Source organism: Hyphomonas sp. KY3 (assembly GCF_017309975.1).
Taxonomy (GTDB): domain Bacteria; phylum Pseudomonadota; class Alphaproteobacteria; order Caulobacterales; family Hyphomonadaceae; genus Hyphomonas.
The window spans coordinates 572,521-591,608 of record NZ_CP022271.1; the positions used below are offsets into that span (position 1 = coordinate 572,521).

Below are 19,088 nucleotides of genomic sequence, written 5' to 3' on the forward strand. Positions count from 1 at the left end.
AATATGGATAAAGGCCCGACGCCTGATCCGGGCGGGCCTTTACCGTGTTGCGTACATTTTATTCGGCGGGAGCCATTGGACCAAGTCCGCCATCTTTGCTCGTGCCAATCAATTCATCCTCGTCGATGGTCACTTCTCCGCTATAGGTCTCACCGATCTGGCGGAAAGGCTTGCCGCCCCAGGTCCAGCGGAAGATCCGGCCAATCTCGACACCGACTGCGTAAAGGGCAGGGACCATCAACAATGAGACAAAAAGCGCGAATGCAACAGCTGCGCCCAATGACACAACCATCGGTTTGAGGAATTGTGCCTGAACGGATTTTTCTGCAATCAGTGGCAGGATGCCGACAAAGGTGGTGACGGAAGTCAACAGGATGGGCCGGAAGCGGGATACGCCCCCATCGACCAGCGCCTGAACGGCACCTGCGCCTTCATCCCGCCGTCGATTCACATAGTCGATCAGGACGAGATTGTCGTTGATCACGACCCCTGCGGCTGCAGCAATGCCGAAGAACGAGAACATGGCCATCGGTGTATCAAATATCCAGAGCCCGAAGACTGCTCCGCAATAAGCAAAGGGCAGGGCCATCATCAGCAGCAGTGGCTGAGCGTAGGACCGGAATGCCACTGCCAACAAGATGTACATCGCGCCGATGGCAATCAGGATCAATCGACCAACTTCTTCCATGAACTTCTGTTCTTCTTCAATGCCGCCCGCCACGCCGCGTTCGACATCCGGGAAGGTCTTCTCGAAGTCTGGCCAGAAATTTTCGTCCATTGAGGCCATGATCTGGTTTCGCCCGCCGTCGCCCAGCACTTCAGAATACACTGAGACTGACCGGGTGCGATTGCGACGAACGATGCGGTTGATCCCTGGTGCGTAATCGAAGTTTGCGACCTGGGTAACCGGAATTTCGCGACCATCGGAAGTGCGAACACGAAGAGAATTCAGGCTGTCCAGATTTTCCCGGGCCGATTCCGGCAAGCGGACCATGACGCGGACATCCTCGCCATCTCTCGGCAGGCGTTGGGCTTCTTCGCCATAATATGCCTGCCGGACCTGGTCGGTGACACTGGCCAGCGTGATGCCGAGCGTTTCCGCGCCCGGTTTCAGCGAGATACGAATCTCTTCAGCGGCTGAGGAGAGGTTGTCTCCAATATCGTAGGCGTTGGCATAAGTTGCCAGGTGCTCTTTAACTGCGGCAGCCGCTTCACGCAGACGGTCCAGGTCTTGATGGTTGAGGGCAAAGCGCACACCGCTCTGTTCATCATTGAAGGTGAAATCGAAATTGATTTCTTCAGCATCCTGAATATCACCGACATTCAGGCGTAATTGTTCGGCTATATCCTTGGACCGCAATCCGACAGGCCGGTCTTCGGGTGGCAAGACCCCAATCCAGGCATTGACGCGCGTCCCGGACGCAACGACAGCGGCATCCTTGATCAGGCCACCCTCTATGTTCGGATATTGTTTGATCGATTCCGCCATCGTAACGTCGATACCGGCTTGCAGCTGGTCGCGGATCTGTTCGAGGCGGGTGTATGGCGTACCGTCTGGCATATCGATTTCGACCCGAACAAGGTCTGCTTCGATTTCCGGCATGAATTTGAAGGGTACGATGCCCATACCTGTGATCCGTGTCGCCAGGAAAAACAGGCAGAAGAAGAACATGACGGTCGCATAGCGGTAGCGGATCGCCAGTTCGAGGAAGGGTTTGTAGAGGTTGTTGGCAAACCAGAGCAGGCTGTCTGCAATCGAGTGCTGCAGCTTCAGCAATTTGCCAGACGGGCCGTCGAAGGACTGGCGCTTCATATGTGACAGATGGCTCGGCAGGATCAGCATGCACTCGATGATCGAGAAGATCAGGGCCGCGACCACGACGAATGTGATTTGCTGGGTAAACATCCGGGTCGGGCCGCTAATGAATGCCCACGGCAGGAAGGCGATGATCGTGGTCAGAACGCCGAACACGACCGGTTTGAGCACGAGTTGCGTGCCGACAATGGCAGCGTCCAGGCCTTCGCGCCGTCCGCTTTCGATCTCGCGGTGAATATTCTCGCCGACTATGATGGCGTCATCCACGATCACCCCGATCACCAGCAAGACAGCGAATGTGGAAAGGATGTTCCAGGAAACCCCGAAATAGGGGAGGAGCAAAATCCCGCCCGCAAAAGCGGTGATGATTCCGATCGTGACCCATAGGGCCACAGTTGGACGCAGGAACAGCAGCAGGACCAGCATGACGAGAACGGCCCCGGTCAATGCAGATTGCTGGATCAAATCCATACGGGCATTGAAAGCCACGGAATCGTCAAACAGGATGTCGATCTTCACGGCTTCCGGGAGGATGCCGTTGGAAGGGTCATTGGCGCGGTCCACATATGCCTTGATGTCGTCAGTATATTCGACAATGTGCATCGTGTTCGGCTGGGGAACCTGCACGAAGACGGTTGGCTCGTTATTGTATGTGGCCTTGAACTTGTCTGTTGCGAAGCCGTCATCGATCGTGGCGACGTCGGCCACGCGGATAGTGCCCTGTTCGGTCGATTGGCGGATGATGATGTTACCAAATTGATCCGCTGTGTCGGCCAATTGCCGGGCCGTGATGGCAACGTCGCCGGTTGAAGATTCAATTCGGCCGCCTGACGAGTTCAGCGAGGATTGACGAATAGCACTGGCCACATCACTGAAGCTCAGCCCGTATCGGCGCAATTGTTCTTCCGATACTTCGATGTTGACTTGTTCGTCGATAACGCCGCCCAGCTGCGCCAGCTCACCCCCGTTAATGTTGGCAATGTCATCACGAACCCGGTCGCCGACGCGTCGCAGCGTGCGTGCGTCCACATTGCCGTGGACGGACAGGCCAATATAGTTGTTGCGCTGTTCCCAACGTGTCACCTGCGGCTGGAACGCCGCTTGGGGCATATTGTTGATCTGATCGACGCGAATTTTCACGTCATCCAGAAACTTGTCCATGTCGATATCGTCGCGCCCCTTGATGTTGACGACACCGAAGCCTTCATTCGCGATCGAGGTGATCCGGTCGAGGCCGTCAATGTCCGCGACAGCCTCTTCAATACGTGTAACGATCTGGTCTTCGACATCCTGTGGCGAAGCGCCATTCCAGGTAACCGATACCGAGGCACCCGTGATGTTCACCACGGGGAACATTTCCTGTTCCATCTTGGTGTAGCCGAAAACTCCGCCCGTGAAGGCGACGATCATCAGAAGGTTTGCGGCGACGGCGTTACGGGCGAACCAGGCGACAATCCCCCTCATTGGGCTGCTCCTTCACCTGTGGTTGACGCAATTGCTGCTGGCTCGCCGGAGCTGGAGGATTCCTCGGTCCGCTCGGGCTCGTAAATCGTGATTGTACCATCTTCCATACGTTGCATGACGGTGATGCTCATACCTTCGAACGGGGCTTGGATCGGGCTGGTGATGGCCAGTTCACCGGGCTCGACACCTGACGCAAGATAGGCTCCATCAGGATCGGAGTAGATCAGCTTCACCTGGCGGATCGCCAGCTTGCCTTCGTCTGGCAGGCCGACAAACAGGCGATCATCTCCGCGTAGAGCGCCGCGTGGTGCAATCAGCACGTTTTCGAGTGTTTCCCCCTGAATGATGGCGGTCACGAAAAGGCCGGGTGCCATGGGTGCGTCGCCATCGGCGCCAGCGCCATACGGATCCTGAAGTTCGGCTATGACATTGATCTGGCGGGTTTGCGAATTCACAGCGGCTGCCGTCCGGACGACCTGTCCGTGCCACTCGCGCTCTACGCCGCCAACCGTGGCGCGGAAGGTCACATCCGGACCGGGCTGGGCCTTGCTGGAACTGAAGGCAAGGGGCAGGCCCAGACGCCCCATTTCGGCGTCCTTGAGCGGCAGGGCGACTTCAACAACATCATTGGCGAAGATCTGGCCAAGTGACTGGCCGACAGAGACGACTTGACCAATATCAACATTGCGTTCCCGCACGCGGCCGGCAAAAGGTGCGTAGACGGCCGTTCGGTCAAGCGCCAATTGGGCGTCTTTCAATTGGGCTCTGGCAGATTCCAGCGCTGCGCGAGCGCCTGCCAGCTGAGGTTCACGGCGGGCGAGGGGAGAGGCGTCGGAAATACCGAGGTCCTCGATGTCCTGTAGCGCCAGTTCAGCTTCGGCTTCTTCGAGGGCAAGGGCCTGCTGGGCGCTGGCCACGGTAGACTGGGCGCGTACAACTGCCAGTTCATAGTCAGCCGCCTCAACACGGACGAGCAGCTGACCTTTGTTGATGAAACCGCCATCGATGAAGTCAGGGGATACGTAGGAAATCCGGCCGGAAATTTGCGGGGCCACGATGATCTCGCGTCGCGGTCTTACCTCGCCTTGCGACTCCACGACGAGCGTCAGGTCGCCCTGGCGAACGGGCTCCGCAAATACATTCAGGCCGGCGCGGGCTTCCTCGGCTTTTTCAGGTTTGGGTTTGATCGCTGACAGAGCGGCCACGCCGCCGATACCAACCACGGCGAGGATCCCGATCGGAATCAAAACTGAAATGAGGCGTCCCATGACTTATTCTCCTGCCGCTATTCTGCGGCGCTTTCTTGCGGGGCTTGAACGGTGGTCGAGGCAGTCTGTACGGGCAGGCCGCCCCCAAGGGCTAGATGGTAGGAAATCCGGTTCGAAGCACGCGATGCGCGCGCGGAAACCAACTGGCTCTCAGAAGTGAGACGCCGGGTCTGGGCATCGATCAGATTGAACACGGTGATCGTACCACTTGTGTACTGGCGCTCGGCCAGTTCTTCGGCAAGGCGAGCCTCTTCCAAGGCGCGCAATTGCGCATCCTCTTGCAGGGCGAGATACGTGTCGGCTGCGATAGCGTCCTCGACTTCTCCCCACGCCGTCAGCGCAATGCCAGCATAGCTCGCAATCGCTGATTCTGCTTGCGCCACAGCGGCATCACGCTGGGCGTCCAGGCGCCCGCCCGTGAACAGTGGCTGGATCAGGCTTGCCACGAGCCGGGCGGCAATCCGCTCTGGATCGACCATGTCTGCAAATTCGGACTCGCTGGTAGAAATAGAGCCGGTCAAGCGCAGGGCGGGCAGCATGGCGAGGCGCGCTTGTTCCGCGCGCAGGCCAGCAGCAATGATACTCGCTTCGGCGCTCGCCACATCCGGGCGACGCGATAGCAACAGCATTGGATTGCCTTCTACGACCAGCGTTTCCAGCACCGGCAATTCTGCCGTGGCTTCGATTTCGGTTGCCGGATAGCGGCCTAGCAGGATTTCCAGCCGACGTGCGGCCTCACCTGATTGCTGACGGCGTTGAGCAATACTGGCTTCTGCGCCAGCAAGTGCGCTGCGTGCGGTGCGCACATCCAATGCTTGGGCCAGTCCGCGCTGGAATCGGCGTTCGGTCAGAATGCGAACCCGGTCGCGTGCTTCATAAGTCAGTACTGCCACGCGCTCCTGCGCCAGTGCAGCGTTCAGATTGATCCAGGCAATGGCAGTTTGAGCGGCAACAGACAACTCGGCGGCGGCAAAGTCGGCTTCGGTTGCGGCAAGGTCTGCTTCTGCGGCGGCAATACCACGTCCGAGCCGGTTCCAAAGATCGGCTTCCCAACTCGCATCAAGGCCCAGACCGTAAATTCCGTCCGTCGCTCGATCAAGATCACCGCCAACTTCAAAGGAATTGGATGTGACTCCAGCGCTGATGGAGCTGTCAATACTGACGGAACGCTGAGAACGGGCCGTGCGGATTGACGCAGCAGCTGCCCGGACAAGTGCGGCGCGTGATTCAAGCGTAGGGCTATTGGCCAGAGCCTCGCGCACCAGACTTTCCATGACCGGATCGCTGAACTGGCTTAGCCAGTCGCCGGTATTCGCCTGACCAGCAACACCTGATGCCGCCCAATCCACTGGAGCGTCAGGCGCGATGGCAAAAATCTCCTCGCGATTTCCATCAATGCCGGGCAAATTTGCCTGTGATGTTGCGCAGGCCGCAAGAATTGCCGGGGCTAGTAGTAGAATTGATCGTGTCATGCCGTCGGCAACGCTCCTTTTTCCAGACGTCGGATACGCCCGCTCTAGTCGACTGTCAATGATAAATTATCGTTTTTCAATAATTACATTTAGTTGCACAAATGCCGCTTGTGGTTGTGATACGTCGTGAAGGGCTTGGCAGATGTCTGGTTGCGTATTAGCGGCTTCGAGACCTGAAGTCTTTGAGTAGTTAGTTAACAGGAGCATGAATGAGCGAAGGCATGTCAGCCGACGCAAAACAGTCCGCTCGTAGCGCCCTCTCGCGGCGCGCGAGAGACTTCATAACGCTTGTGTGCTGCTTCGGTTTTATCCTTCTTTTGATGTGGATTACAGGTGCAATTGGCCTGATTGAGGCGATTGCTGCCCTGTTGGTGGCCATGTCCGTCGCGACAGCCATCTTCGTGGGAACCGCGACGATCCTTCCCATCAGTCCACGGCTCTCGGTTGAGCCAGCGCTCGTTCAGCCGAATATTCAGGAATCTGCCATTCTTTTGGATGCATTGCCGCTGCCGGCTTTCGAGATTGATGACGAGCAACGCATTGTCACAATGAACGAAGAGGCGGAGTTCATTCTGCGGCTTGATGGGCGTGTAAACCCCCGTGCCAGTACCGTCATCCGGTCGCCGGGGCTGCTTTCTGCAATCGAGAATGCGATCCAGACTGGCACGGTCGAGCCGATGGCTGTGGAGGTCGAGAGCGGGCCGGACGAGACGTGGCGGGCGCATGTATCGCGACCCGGCCGGGCAAGACGTACGCTCGTCGTTCTGGAAGACCTCACCCCTGTTCGCCGCGCCGCGCGGGCGCGATCAGACTTTCTGGCTAATGCGAGCCATGAATTGCGCACGCCGCTGACTGCGCTGTCGGGCTTTATCGAGACGATGCGGGGCCCTGCCAAGGATGACAAGGATTCCTGGGACCGATTTCTGGCCATCATGGCCGGTGAGACTGAGCGCATGTCGCGATTGATCGCGGATTTGCTGTCCCTGTCGCGGATCGAGTCTTCTGAACATGTATCGCCGCGCGAACGCGAGGAATTTCGGGACATTGTCTCCGATGCCACACATGCTTTCAGCGCCATCGCGGCGGAGAAGGGGGTACGGCTGGTGGTTCAGTCGGATGATGGGCCCATGCCGGTGATCGCCCACCGCGACGAGATGATTCAGGTCGCGGAGAATCTCGTTTCAAACGCCCTGAAGTATTCAAAGGAAGGCGGACAGGTAATCCTGAGCTTTGGTATAGCCTCCGGTATGGCCGAAGCACGCTTGAAAGCGGGGCAGACCTGGGCCAGCAGCGAGCGCATGACCTTGTTGCCCGCGTCAAGCCGGCCAGGCACGCAGGAGCGCGCCATCTGGATGCGCGTAGAAGATCAGGGACCGGGGATCGAGCGTGAACACTTGCCGCGTTTGGGCGAACGCTTTTACCGCGCCGATCAGAGCCGGGGGGGCAAGATCACCGGCACAGGGCTCGGCCTGGCCATTGTGAAGCATATCATGGCCCATCATCGCGGCGGATTCTCGGTAGAGACGCGCATTGGCGAGGGGACGGCTTTCGGAGTCTGGTTGCCTGCTGCGCGCGAGGAGGGTTTGTCCGACTAGTCGCGTGCGCGGCGCGCTGCATCAAACCAGTCGGTCACCATATTGCCTGGCAAGGCGTGCAGATCATGCAACCAGTTTGGCAGATTCTGCAGGGCACCTGCAGTGTCTTCCCAGCGACGCAAATTTACGTCAGCGGCAATCTGAAATGCATCGCGCAATTTGTCTTCGGTCATCGGAGTCGCCATGCCTTTGGGCGCCATGACCGACATGCTTTTCTGAGTGGCAATCAGGGTTTCGAGCGTCGCAGCTGTCATGGACAGGCCCGCGCGCCACGGAGTTAGCCAGAGTTCGAGCATTGCATTACCTCACATTCTTACAACAGACATAGGGCTTAATGCTGCGCTGCACAACAAATCCCGTGCCATTGCGTATTTCATGCCCTGTTTCCGCCACAGCGGAATGCGACTAGGATTCCTGCAATGCCTGCCGATACGCTCCCGCCGAATTTCGTGCCATCCCCCGCCCGGGGCAGGGTGTTGGTATTCGATTCCGGCATGGGCGGTCTGACCGTTGTGGAAGAAATACGCGCCTTGGGACCGGCGCTAGGTATCCATTACTCTGCTGACTCTGCCTTTTTCCCCTATGGTGAGAAGTCCGATGAAGCCTTGCAGGCGCGTTTGCCGGCCGTTGCCAAGGCGCTGTGCGATAAAGTCAAGCCGGATGTCTTTGTGATTGCCTGCAACACAGCGTCGACTCTGGCTCTGCAGGACGTTCGGGCTGCTCTGGATATTCCGGTTGTTGGAACAGTACCGGCTATCAAGCCAGCGGCTCAATTGACCCAGACCGGCACTATCGGTTTGCTGGCAACCCCCGGAACGGTGCGGCGCGCCTATACGGCTGAACTCATTTCCAATTTTGCGCGAGATGTGGACGTTGTGATGCATGGCAGTATCGAACTGGTGAAACTCGCAGAGGCGCATGCGCGCGGCGAGGATCTGCCGATCAATGCCTTCGAGGCAGCCCAGAAGCCTATGTTCGACGCTCCGGGTGGGGACCGGATCGATACGGTCGTATTGGCGTGCACGCATTTCCCGCTCGTGCGGGCGCAATTGGTGGCCAGTGCCCCGCGGCCTGTCAGCTATATTGACTCAGGAGCGGCGATCGCGCGCCAGACCATCCGTGTGCTTCCGCCAGAGACTGAAGCGCAGGGAATTGGGGGCCATGCGTGGCTGACCTCGTTGCCTGAAGACGTGCCAGATCTGGCGCTTGTCCTCAGGCGGTACGGGTTTCCTAACGTTCAGCGTGTGCCGGACGCGCCGATCGAGATCACTTCTGCGCCGACCGCATTGTAGAGACTCGGCCAAGGCGCATCGTGAACGCGGGCGACCAGAGTTTCCCCGAAGCCATTGAAGCGACTGGACATGGCCCGGCCGTAGGCGCCCAGGTTTCCGAATTCCAGATAGTCACCTTCTTCGAGGCCGGCAGGCAGCCAAACTTTGGCAGGGAACTTGTCGGTAGAATCGCAAGTCGGGCCGTACACAGTGTACTCAACAAGTCGGCCAAGCGTGCGTCCATTGCTTGGCAGGGCCCGCATCGGGAACGACCAGCGCTCGTGAACTGCATCATAGAGGGCGCCATAAGAACCGTCATTGATGTAGATTGCGTCATCCTTCACCAACTCGATACGGGCAAGCAGGCTTTCCGACTCGGCAACCAGCGCGCGGCCGGGCTCACACCACAACTCGGCGTTTTCAAGAACGAACATGTTCTCGAAGGCCTGCTCAACCATCGCCGCATAGTCTTCCAGCGATGGCGGAGGATTGTCCGCATAGATCGAAGGGAAGCCACCGCCGACATCCACGATATCAACCGTGACCGAAGCCGCGATGATGATGCGGGACACATCGGCCATAGCCGTCCACCAGGCGGTAGGCTTCATCGCCTGGCTGCCGACATGGAAGGATACGCCCAGTTCGTCCGCATAATGGCGGGCTTCACGCAGGATCTCGGTCGCGTCTTCTGCGCTGGCACCGAATTTACCTGCCAGCGGCAGAGCAGCACCGTCACAGGATACAGCGATCCGTACAATGATCGTAAGGTCCTTGGCGTAGCCGGTTTCCTCGAGGATCTTGTGCAGTTCCTGCATCGTGTCGGTGACAAAAATTCGTACACCAAACTCGTGATAAGCGCGCTGGATGGCGCGGCGGTTCTTCACAGGGTGCAGGAAGGCCATGCGGGCGCCCGGGAATTTGCGATGGATCAGTTCGATCTCTGGCAGCGATGCCGTATCGAAACTGCGTACGCCAGCTTCCCAGAGGGCTTCGAGCACATGCTCGCCCGGGTTCGCCTTCACGGCATAGAATGGCTCGCCAGGGAACTTTTCCTTGAACCATTTTGCGGCTGCAGTGACCCGCTCAGGGCGGAAACACCATACCGGCAGATCAGGCTGCGCATCGGCAACAATATTATAGGGGGTAGCATAGGAGTGCATGACACCTAACCTCCAAAGGGCTTTTAACCAGCTTTGGGCGTTAGTACAGGGGGCCCCCAGTTTAAGGGTTGGCCCAGATGTCCGCCACATCGATTTCGAGGGGCGATGTAGGGGACTCTTTTCGGGCATGCAAGCAAAAATTTCGGGCAACCTGATATTTTTGTCACCCACACATCACATTGAACGGGTAGGGACCTTGCTTTATGGGCATCAGGCCGGGTGCCAACGCCCCTCAGCCAGATGTCGTTCGCCGGAGCCATGATCGCATGACAGCCAGAATTGGCAGTATTCTTTTCCCCCTCGTTCTTTTGTTCTCGGCTGCGTGCGGCCGGACTGACCTGTCTGATCTGGACACGGGGGACACCATCCCGCCGCCACCTGTCAGCGCAGACGGCACACACAAAATTCGCATAGTCGGTTCCTCCACGGTCGCGCCGTTTGCAACAACCGTTGCCGAGCGTTTTGGGGCGACCACGCGTTATCCGACCCCCATAGTGGAAACCACAGGGACGGGCGGGGGGTTCAAGACATTCTGCCAGAAAATCGGACCGGATCGTCCGTCGATCTCGGACGCCTCACGCATGATCACTGAAAGCGAACAGGCGCTGTGTGCCGAAAATGGCATAACCGAAATAACGGCCTTGTCGGTCGGGTTCGATGGGATTGTGCTGGCCAATGCTCGTCAGGCTCCGACTCTCGACCTGACGAAGGAGGAAGTGTTCCTCGCGCTTGCGGCTCACATTCCGGATGGGCAGGGCGGTTTCCGGCCCAATCCCTACAAGAACTGGTCCGAAATCAACCCCGACTTGCCTGACGAGCCAATCATGGTGCTTGGCCCGCCGCCTACATCTGGCACGCGGGATGCCTTCACCGAACTCGGCATGGAGCAAGGCGCGCTTGCCTTGCCGGAATTGGTGGCGTTGAAGCAGGCTGACCCGGCAGCCTTCCGGCTGCGCACGCATACGATTCGTACCGATGGTGCGTGGATCGACCTTGGTGAAAATGATACGGCGATCATCCAGTCGCTGATCAAGACACCAACGGCTGTGGGCGTGCTAGGCTATTCTTTCCTCGAGCAGAATGGAGATCGCGTGAAGGCGGCGCATCTGGATGGCGTACCGGTGACCTTCGAGGCCATCGCGTCAGGCGAGTATGGCTTGTCGCGCAGCATGTACATCTATGTGAAGAACCAGAATATCCCGCTCGTACCGGGCCTGACCGAATTCGTTCAGGAATTTGTATCAGACCGCGCCATGGGGCCGGATGGCTATCTGCTCGAAAAGGGCCTGATCCCGTTACCGGATGAATTACGCATTGCCGAGCAGGAGGTGGCCCGACAGCTCGAGACAAGGGTTGCCCGCGAATAGCTATAGGCTGGGCAAGGTTGGCTTCTTCCGGCGGCGCAGCCTGATCTTTTGCCAGAACCTCTTGCGGGCGGGGGCTGGCAGCGGCTGCAAATTCTCGATGAAGGCTTCGGCGCAGGCGCGCCAGCTATAGGTCTCGGCATAGGCGCGGCACGTGGCGCGGCTGAGCGAGAGACAGGCGACAGCGCCTTCGGCAAGATTGCCGCCAGCAGGTGTAATCGTCCCCGCATCGGAGCCCGGGATAACATCGCGCGGACCGGTTGCATCATAAGCCGCAACCGGTGTGCCGGACGCCATGGCTTCCAGAACAACAAGTCCGAATGTGTCCGTCATGCTCGGGAAGACAAAGACATCTGCGCCAGCATAGCAGGTCGCGAGTTCTTCATTGAACTTTGCGCCCAGGAAGACGACGTCTTTATAGCGCTTCTGCAATTCCTCGCGCTGCGGGCCATCGCCAATGATCACTTTCGTGCCCGGCAAGTCCAGTTCGGCAAAGGCTTCGATGTTTTTTTCCACGGCGACGCGGCCGACATTCAGGAAAATCGGGCGTGGCAGGCCCTCAAACGGGTCGCCCGGCTGACCTTCCTCGATGCGGCGCTCCGGGGTGAACATGTTGGTGTCCACACCCCGGCTCCAGGCGACGAGATTGATGAAGCGCTGAGCCTCTAGCTCCTGCACCATGGAGGGGGTCGGTACCATGACCTTTCCGGAATATTTGTGGAACCAGCGCACAAAGGAGTATCCAGCCCGGGTGGGGACCGGTAGTCGCGCTGAAACATATTCCGGAAATCGTGTATGATAGGCGGTCGAAAAGGGGTGTTTCACCATGAGGCACATGGCGCGCCCGGCCATGCCGAGGGTGCCTTCGGTAGCGATATGGATAGCGTCAGGCTCGAATTCGTGGAACCGATCTTCAATCCTGCGCCGGGCGAACAGGGCCAGCTTGATTTCCGGATAGGTCGGCAGTGGCATGGTTCGAAACCCCTGGCCGGGATGAACAATCTCCCAGACATGGCCCATAGCCTCGGTTTCTTCGATCACGCGCTTCATTGTGCGCACGACGCCATTAACCTGAGGATCCCAGGCGTCCGTAACGAGCATGATGCGCATGAGCGCTCCTTCAACAGCCTCAGCCAGTCCCGCGCCAATGTGGCCGTGTTGGTGCACTGCGTAAAGAGGCCGGGATGCGTTGAACTTCTCTCGCATCGGGTCATGTGAAAAGATATAGATAATTCGGAATTGGTGCAGATCGGGGCAGGACTAACCCGTTTGCACCACATTCAGGCTGATAATTGCTCCTACGCCTACAGGCTCACACTTACCGGACCAGTACCCATATGGCTGACACGCTCGCGCTTGAAAAAATTGACTGGCATGCACTCGACCAGATTAAGTTTGCGGATGAGGAGGCCTTGCTGGAGGATCTGCTCAAACAGACACCACTATCCGATGACTTGCGCCAGGCAACCATGCGTCGAGCGCTGGAACTGGTCGAGACCGCCCGTGCGCGTGGCCGCGATAAGGGCATGATGGAAAGCTTCCTTGAGGAGTTTGGTCTGTCGAATGCAGAAGGTCTGGCCTTGATGTGTCTGGCCGAGGCGCTGCTGAGGGTGCCCGACGCTGAAACGCGCGATGAGTTGATTGCAGAGAAAATCCGCTCCGGCGACTGGAGCGCGCACCAAGGACAGTCCGAATCCTGGCTGGTAAATGCCTCCACCTGGGGGTTGATGCTGACCGGGCAAGTAATTGGTGTGCCTGCAAGCCTGAAGAAAGGACCCGCGAAGTTTATTCAGGGCCTGATCCGCGAAAGCGGTGAACCGGTCATCCGCGCTGCCATGATGCAGGCCATGCGCATCATGGGTGAACAGTTTGTTCTCGGACGGACCGTGAAGGATGCCCAGAAGCGCGGACGCAGAATGGTCAAGGCAGGGGATGCAGCGCATTTCAGCTTCGACATGCTCGGGGAAGGGGCCCGCACCGCCGAAGATGCCGCGCGTTACCTGAAAGCTTACCAGCACGCGATTGATGGCGTTGCCGCCGAAAAGGATAAATCCACCGCGCCGGAACAAGGTAATGGCGTATCGGTGAAAATGTCAGCGCTTCACCCGCGCTACGAAGCGGTAAACCGAGCGCGGATCATGGATGAAATGTATCCGTCCGTGCTGGAGCTATGTGAACGCGCAGCGAAAGCCAATATCAACCTCTGTCTTGATGCGGAGGAAGCTGACCGGCTGGTGCTCAGCTTGCAGATTCTTGATCGGCTCGCGCGGGAACCTTCGCTGAGGAACTGGAACGGGCTGGGGCTGGCTGTTCAGGCTTACCAGAAGCGCGCAGGTGATGTGATCGACCGGCTGAAAGATCTCGCCGAGCAGACAGGCCATCGTTTCATGGTGCGGCTCGTGAAGGGCGCATACTGGGACAGCGAAATCAAGCATGCCCACGTCGAGGGCTATCCGAACTTCCCGGTCTTCACCACAAAGGCCGGGACCGACTTCAACTATCTGGCCTGCGCGCGCAAGATGCTGGAAGCCAAGGATGCCATCTACCCGCAATTTGCCACGCACAATGCGCACTCGGTTGCCGCGATCGAGATGCTCGCCGATGAGATTGGGAACTCGACATTCGAGTTCCAGCGCTTGCATGGTATGGGAGAGGCGCTCTATGGGGCTGCCGGTCTAGGCCGCCGTGTAAGGGTCTATGCACCTGTCGGTGCGCACAAAGACTTGCTTCCATATCTGGTGCGACGCCTGCTGGAGAATGGCGCGAATACAAGCTTTGTACACTCCTTCCTTGATCCGGACGTGCCGCCTGAACAGGTTGTGGCGGATCCCATCGTCAAGGTGGAGGTCGGTCCCCGACGTCACCCGCGCATCCCGACGCCGCCACGGCTGTATGGCGCTGAACGTCGCAACTCCACCGGTCTCGACCTCAGCCAGCGCAGTGTGCGCGATGAGATGGCCGCCGCGATCAAGAGTTTCCGGGACAGCCCTTCGATTGCGGCTGGACCTATCGTGTCTGGCAAAGCGGTCACAGGTGGTGGAGAGATGATCCGCGTGCCGTTTGATACCGAGACCGTTCTTGGCAGCTGCCGGGAAGCGCAGGATGACGATATCGACCGGGCACTGACGGCGGCGACCCGGTTTCAGCCCGGCTGGGATGAGCTCGGCGGCGCGGAGCGAGCGAAACATCTGCGTGCCATGGGCGACGCGCTTGAGGAAAATGCCGAACGGCTGATCGCGCTGATGGCTCGCGAAGCCGGCAAGACGTTGGCGGATGGTATTGCGGAAGTCCGGGAAGCAGTCGATTTTTGTCGCTACTACGCCATGCAGGCGGAAGCGGAATTCACGACACTGCAGAAATTACCCGGGCCGACTGGCGAAACCAATCACATCTCCCTGCACGGGCGCGGTGTATTTTGTTGCATAAGTCCATGGAACTTCCCGCTGGCTATTTTCACGGGTCAAGTTTCCGCGGCATTGGCTGCGGGTAACACGGTGGTGGCAAAGCCGGCAGAACAGACGCCCCTGATTGCGTTCGAGGCGGTGAAACTGTTCCAGAAGGTCGGGTTGCCAGGTGACGCCTTGCATCTATTGCCGGGCGGGGGAGAATCGGTTGGCGCCAAGCTGATCGGCGACCTTCGTGTATCCGGCGTATGCTTCACCGGCGGGACGACGACAGCCCGGATCATCAACAAGACACTGGCGGACCGCGACGGTCCGATTACACCGCTGATCGCCGAAACAGGCGGTTTGAACAGCATGTTCGTCGATACAACGGCGCTGAGAGAGCAAGTCATAGATGATGTTATTGACTCCGCCTTTGGGTCAGCGGGCCAGCGTTGTTCCGCGCTTCGGATCGTGTTCCTGCCGAACGAGACTGCAGACCATCTGATCGAAGGCTTGATCGGTGCGATGGACGAGCTCAACATCGGTGACCCCGGTCAGCCAAACACCGATTTGGGTCCCGTGATCGATGCAGAGTCCCGCGCTTCCCTTCAGGCCTATGTCCAGATGATGAAGGACGAGGCTACGGTGTTGCACCAATTGTCGCCCGGCCGGATCGGCGAAACGGGCTATGGGTTTGGTCCCGCGCTGATTGAGCTGAGTTCCATCGACCAGATAACTGAGGAGAAGTTCGGCCCGATCCTTCATGTACTGCGGTACGATCCGGATGACATTGCTGAAGTTGGCGCAATGATGAGAGGCAAGGGATACGGACTGACACTGGGCGTTCATTCGCGGCTCGAAAGCTTTCAGCAGGAGGTGCGCGACGCCTATCCTGTTGGCAATACGTATGTGAACCGGTCAATGACGGGGGCTGTTGTGGGTGTACAGCCCTTTGGGGGAGATGGCTTGTCTGGCACCGGCCCGAAGGCCGGTGGCCCGCACTACTTGCATCGTTTCGCAACTGAGCGCACCCTGACGGTGAACATTACGGCACAGGGCGGGGACGCTGAGTTGCTCAGCCTATAACGGAGTTTTGCATGAAGAGACTTGCCTTGATTGCGTTGACGGGGGCGCTTTTGCTGGCGGCTGGGTGTCAAAAACAGGTTCGGGACTTGTCGGACGTGAGTGAAACGTCAGGTGAGGTTGACGAGGCAGGTGAAGAAGACACCGCGATTGATGTAGCGACCATTGCTTCGGTAGACGAACTTCCCCGCGAGATCATCGTCGATGATGAGTTTCTCAAGGCTGAGGTCACAATTGATGAGGCCGTGTTCTCCAAGGCGCCAGCCATTGGCATGGATCTGGTAGAGAATGCACAAATCCGGATCGAGGCGATGTCGGAAGACGCCCAAGCCTACAAAGCGGCAGACCCGGATTACTTCCGAGCCTATGGCCTACGGATCAATTGGGATATCGTAGCTGAGAGTGGAAATGTTGTGAGCCTCGAAGGCTTCCATTATACGTTCACTGGCGGCGCACATGGAAATTACTTCACCGCTGGACGGCTCTATAACGGAGCGACTGGCGAACCGATGCGGCTCAGCAGTTTTCTGCGTGAACCGCAGGCTGCCATTCAGACGCACATGAATGAAGTATGGACGGAAATAGCCCGGCAAAAAGTCAATAAGAGCGGAAATGTATCAGACCTTGAGCGTTTCAAAAGCGAGGCGATGGAGCTGGTTAGCGCTGACATGGTTCTGGCGGGGGAAGTGAACTTCGTGCCATCGACTCTGCCCGGCAGGTTCGGCGGGTATGCAGTTCACTTTGCCCCCTATGACATCGGCTCATATGCGGAAGGAGCCTATCATGTCACAATTCCTCAATCCGTGTTCCGTGAGTCCGTGAAGCAGCAATATGTATCTTTGTTCGATGGAGAACCTGCCGCCGTTGAACGATTGGGCGAGTAGCGCGAGATTATTCGACCGTATCGTGATCAATCTCGAGAAGTCTCAGACGTGACCCGGTTATTGGTGAGACTTCTACAAGACCCGGCCAGCCCTTGCTGGAACTCAGGGCCGCATAGAGAAGGGCCGCGCTCGGATCAGCGCTCGTCTCAGGCAGGGTGCAAATCGCTACATAGCTATAAGGTGCAAGCGCTTGCTTGCGCAGCTCCGGGTTTGTCAACGCAAAGGTCTGGAAGACGCGTTCGATGCCTGGGGAGGCTCTGTGAAACGGCATCGCGGCAATCTTGTGTGGGGAGCCTGTGTCGGAGATGTATTCCGCCAGCGTGAGAGACAGGCCGAGCGGTGCCATGATCCTAGAGGCCGGTAACGTCTCCAGGCTGGAGAGATCGGCATCCCGGCATGCATCGCCCTCCATGTAATCGATCAAGGTGAGCGCCCGGCCTGTTGGTTTGATGAGCAGGGCGAAGCTGGCCAGCAGGAGCGCGGGCGGCAACAAGACCGCGATGGCTCTTCGTGCGCCCCCATTCTCCCTTACCCTCTCGATGAACAGGGGGAGGAAGAGGGGCAGGAGCGCGGCGGGAAATTTGAAGTTTCGCATTTGCCAGGCTGTGAGCAGTGTGCCCAGCGTAGCTATCAGCAGTAGGATCAGAACGGGAGACCGGTAAGTCTTGGGGTTCATCCATGCGCCGAGTGTGAGCGCCAGTAGAACCATGAAGATGAGCACGAGTAGGTTCTCGCCACGTGCGAAGGCACCTGCAGGTCCCTTTTCCTGGATGACATTCGAGATCCAGTAAGTATGGGCAGTCTCATTGATCATGGTGTAGGGGCCTGCATGGCATTCGGGAAACGCCGTCCACAGAACGCCCAGAACAACAAGCGCACCTGCCACGAGCACTCCTAGTCGCGCGGTCGGGCTGTGCAGGCCAAGACGTTTCCAGATGACAGGCGCGCCCGCAGCTACGACTCCAGCCGCTATCAAGGCGCTGGCCCAAGGGGCTGACAGGGCATCGCACTGCGTCTGGAAAAGTGTCCCGCCGGTCAGGAGCAGCCCGGCGGGCAGGGTGAATGCCAACAATGACCATCCAGTGAGGCTCAACCTCGCCACCATGGTTGAATTTGGTGCGAGGGCTGCGTGGATAGCTACTCCTGCAAGGGCGAGCGCAATGTAGGGTGCGCACTCGAGGCCGACAGCGATGGAGAGGACGCTTGCGACGCCGACGAGAATGCCTGCAAACCGATGTTTCGACACGATCCCGAGGCAGAGCGCAAGCAGCAGGACGATCTGGACATTGTGATGGTCGACCCGGTTTGGCATGAACTCGATTACGGCAAACAGGGAGGCGACCGCCGCAGCGCCAATCTGCGGCAGGCTTGGCTGCTCCCCAAGGATCTCCCGGATCAGCCGCACGGCCAGCCACGCATATGCGATGAGCCAGAGCAGTGGAACGACAAAACGAGCTATCTCGAACGCCGCATCCTGTCCAAGAGCGGGCTGGAATAGCCAAGTGACCAGCACATATGGTAGATCAACCAGACGCGACCAAGGTGAGACGTACGGCTCCGGCATCGCCAGAAAGGGCCACGTCAAATCATGCCACTCACCATCGCGCAGCAGGTCGGCGATTTGCAGCCGCCGGGCGATGTCGTCAATATCCTGAACCGTGCTGCCATTAACGGCGTCGCCAGCCAGCAGACCTATGGCAATGAGCAGAAAAGTCCCTATCGGCAGCAGTGACGAGAGCCGCGAGCGTAGCGATGTATTTTCAGGTTGCACCGCGTGCTGACTCCCCGTCGTCCAAGGGTGCACACTAGGCCGAAAACATGAAGAAAAGCCCAAACAGGCGCTGAGGGCCGGTGTCAGTCGTTGCAGGCCTGATAGGAAAAGTCTCGCCGGTTGGACCCGTCTTCCAGCGCAATATGCGCTTTCAGAGTGTCGCCCTCGCGTTGGTAGTGAATTAGCTGCGGATAGTCGTGTGCGCTGTTGATGAAAGTAACCGACTGGTCCCCCTGCAGGCTTTCCACGAATTTCGACGGGCCAACGCCCGCCGGATAGACATTGAGCACGTAGAGCGGGCCGGGTTTGATGCGCATCTGCTCAAAAAAGCTCACGCTGCCATCACCCAGTGTCACCGCATAGCCGAAAACGTAGCCCGCTTCCGGAATTGACCAGACTTCCTTTGATGTTCCGCTTTCGCTGATCCAACAGCCTGTAATCCACGCTAAAGGGTGCGCGGGCGGACCTGGTTCGACTGGACCGGTTGATGTGCAGCCAGCCAGCGCAAGAAGTCCAAGCAAGCTTCGTTTCATGTGATCACCTGCATTCAGTCG

Annotated in this window: 13 protein-coding genes; 5 read left to right on the forward strand and 8 right to left on the reverse strand. The window is 58.4% G+C overall.

Going from position 1 to position 19,088, the window contains the following annotated elements:
- Window positions 1–58: 58 nt before the first annotated feature.
- The 3 genes from CFA77_RS03035 to CFA77_RS03045 are packed head-to-tail and all read right to left on the reverse strand — an operon-like array spanning window position 59 to window position 6,020.
- Window positions 59–3,280, reverse strand: coding sequence for an efflux RND transporter permease subunit (locus tag CFA77_RS03035; RefSeq protein WP_206992191.1), 3,222 nt, complete (start codon window positions 3,278–3,280; stop codon window positions 59–61).
- Window positions 3,277–4,548, reverse strand: coding sequence for an efflux RND transporter periplasmic adaptor subunit (locus CFA77_RS03040; protein WP_206992192.1), 1,272 nt, complete (start codon window positions 4,546–4,548; stop codon window positions 3,277–3,279). The genes CFA77_RS03035 and CFA77_RS03040 overlap by 4 nt, the downstream gene beginning before the upstream one ends.
- A gap of 17 nt (window positions 4,549–4,565) precedes the next feature.
- Window positions 4,566–6,020: an efflux transporter outer membrane subunit gene (locus tag CFA77_RS03045; protein ID WP_206992193.1), complete on the reverse strand. Its 1,455-nt coding sequence runs from the start codon at window positions 6,018–6,020 to the stop codon at window positions 4,566–4,568.
- Window positions 6,021–6,229: 209 nt separating this feature from the next.
- On the opposite strand from CFA77_RS03045, the gene CFA77_RS03050 reads away from it, so the two are divergent.
- The gene (locus tag CFA77_RS03050; RefSeq protein WP_206992194.1) at window positions 6,230–7,615 is read left to right on the forward strand and encodes a cell wall metabolism sensor histidine kinase WalK; all 1,386 of its coding nucleotides are present in this window, start codon (window positions 6,230–6,232) and stop codon (window positions 7,613–7,615) included.
- Here the strand turns inward: CFA77_RS03050 and CFA77_RS03055 are convergent.
- The gene (locus CFA77_RS03055) at window positions 7,612–7,911 is read right to left on the reverse strand and encodes a hypothetical protein (protein ID WP_034816515.1); all 300 of its coding nucleotides are present in this window, start codon (window positions 7,909–7,911) and stop codon (window positions 7,612–7,614) included. The genes CFA77_RS03050 and CFA77_RS03055 overlap by 4 nt on opposite strands.
- 123 nt (window positions 7,912–8,034) lie before the next feature.
- Between CFA77_RS03055 and murI the strand changes: the two genes are divergently transcribed.
- A complete protein-coding gene (gene murI, locus CFA77_RS03060; protein WP_206992195.1) occupies window positions 8,035–8,907 on the forward strand; it encodes a glutamate racemase in 873 nt (290 codons plus the stop codon).
- Here the strand turns inward: murI and CFA77_RS03065 are convergent.
- Window positions 8,853–10,046, reverse strand: coding sequence for a type III PLP-dependent enzyme (locus CFA77_RS03065; protein WP_206992196.1), 1,194 nt, complete (start codon window positions 10,044–10,046; stop codon window positions 8,853–8,855). The two genes, murI and CFA77_RS03065, sit on opposite strands and share 55 nt — an antisense overlap.
- Window positions 10,047–10,312: 266 nt before the next feature.
- Between CFA77_RS03065 and CFA77_RS03070 the strand changes: the two genes are divergently transcribed.
- On the forward strand, window positions 10,313–11,413 hold the full coding sequence (locus CFA77_RS03070; RefSeq protein WP_206992197.1) for a substrate-binding domain-containing protein: 1,101 nt from the start codon (window positions 10,313–10,315) through the stop codon (window positions 11,411–11,413).
- On the opposite strand, the gene CFA77_RS03075 is transcribed toward CFA77_RS03070, so the two are convergent.
- The gene (locus CFA77_RS03075) at window positions 11,414–12,520 is read right to left on the reverse strand and encodes a glycosyltransferase family 1 protein (RefSeq protein WP_242517464.1); all 1,107 of its coding nucleotides are present in this window, start codon (window positions 12,518–12,520) and stop codon (window positions 11,414–11,416) included.
- Between the two features lie 227 nt (window positions 12,521–12,747).
- On the opposite strand from CFA77_RS03075, the gene putA reads away from it, so the two are divergent.
- Window positions 12,748–15,882 (forward strand): bifunctional proline dehydrogenase/L-glutamate gamma-semialdehyde dehydrogenase PutA, encoded by a 3,135-nt coding sequence (putA, locus tag CFA77_RS03080; protein WP_206992199.1) that lies wholly within the window; start codon window positions 12,748–12,750, stop codon window positions 15,880–15,882.
- Between the two features lie 11 nt (window positions 15,883–15,893).
- Window positions 15,894–16,763, forward strand: a complete 870-nt coding sequence (locus CFA77_RS03085) for a DUF3298 and DUF4163 domain-containing protein (RefSeq protein WP_206992200.1) — start codon at window positions 15,894–15,896, stop codon at window positions 16,761–16,763.
- 7 nt (window positions 16,764–16,770) lie between these two features.
- On the opposite strand, the gene CFA77_RS03090 is transcribed toward CFA77_RS03085, so the two are convergent.
- Together CFA77_RS03090 and CFA77_RS03095 are read right to left on the reverse strand one after the other, a co-directional pair.
- A complete protein-coding gene (locus tag CFA77_RS03090; RefSeq protein ID WP_206992201.1) occupies window positions 16,771–18,534 on the reverse strand; it encodes a hypothetical protein in 1,764 nt (587 codons plus the stop codon).
- 83 nt (window positions 18,535–18,617) lie between these two features.
- The gene (locus CFA77_RS03095; RefSeq protein WP_206992202.1) at window positions 18,618–19,067 is read right to left on the reverse strand and encodes a DUF6265 family protein; all 450 of its coding nucleotides are present in this window, start codon (window positions 19,065–19,067) and stop codon (window positions 18,618–18,620) included.
- Window positions 19,068–19,088 lie beyond the last annotated feature (21 nt).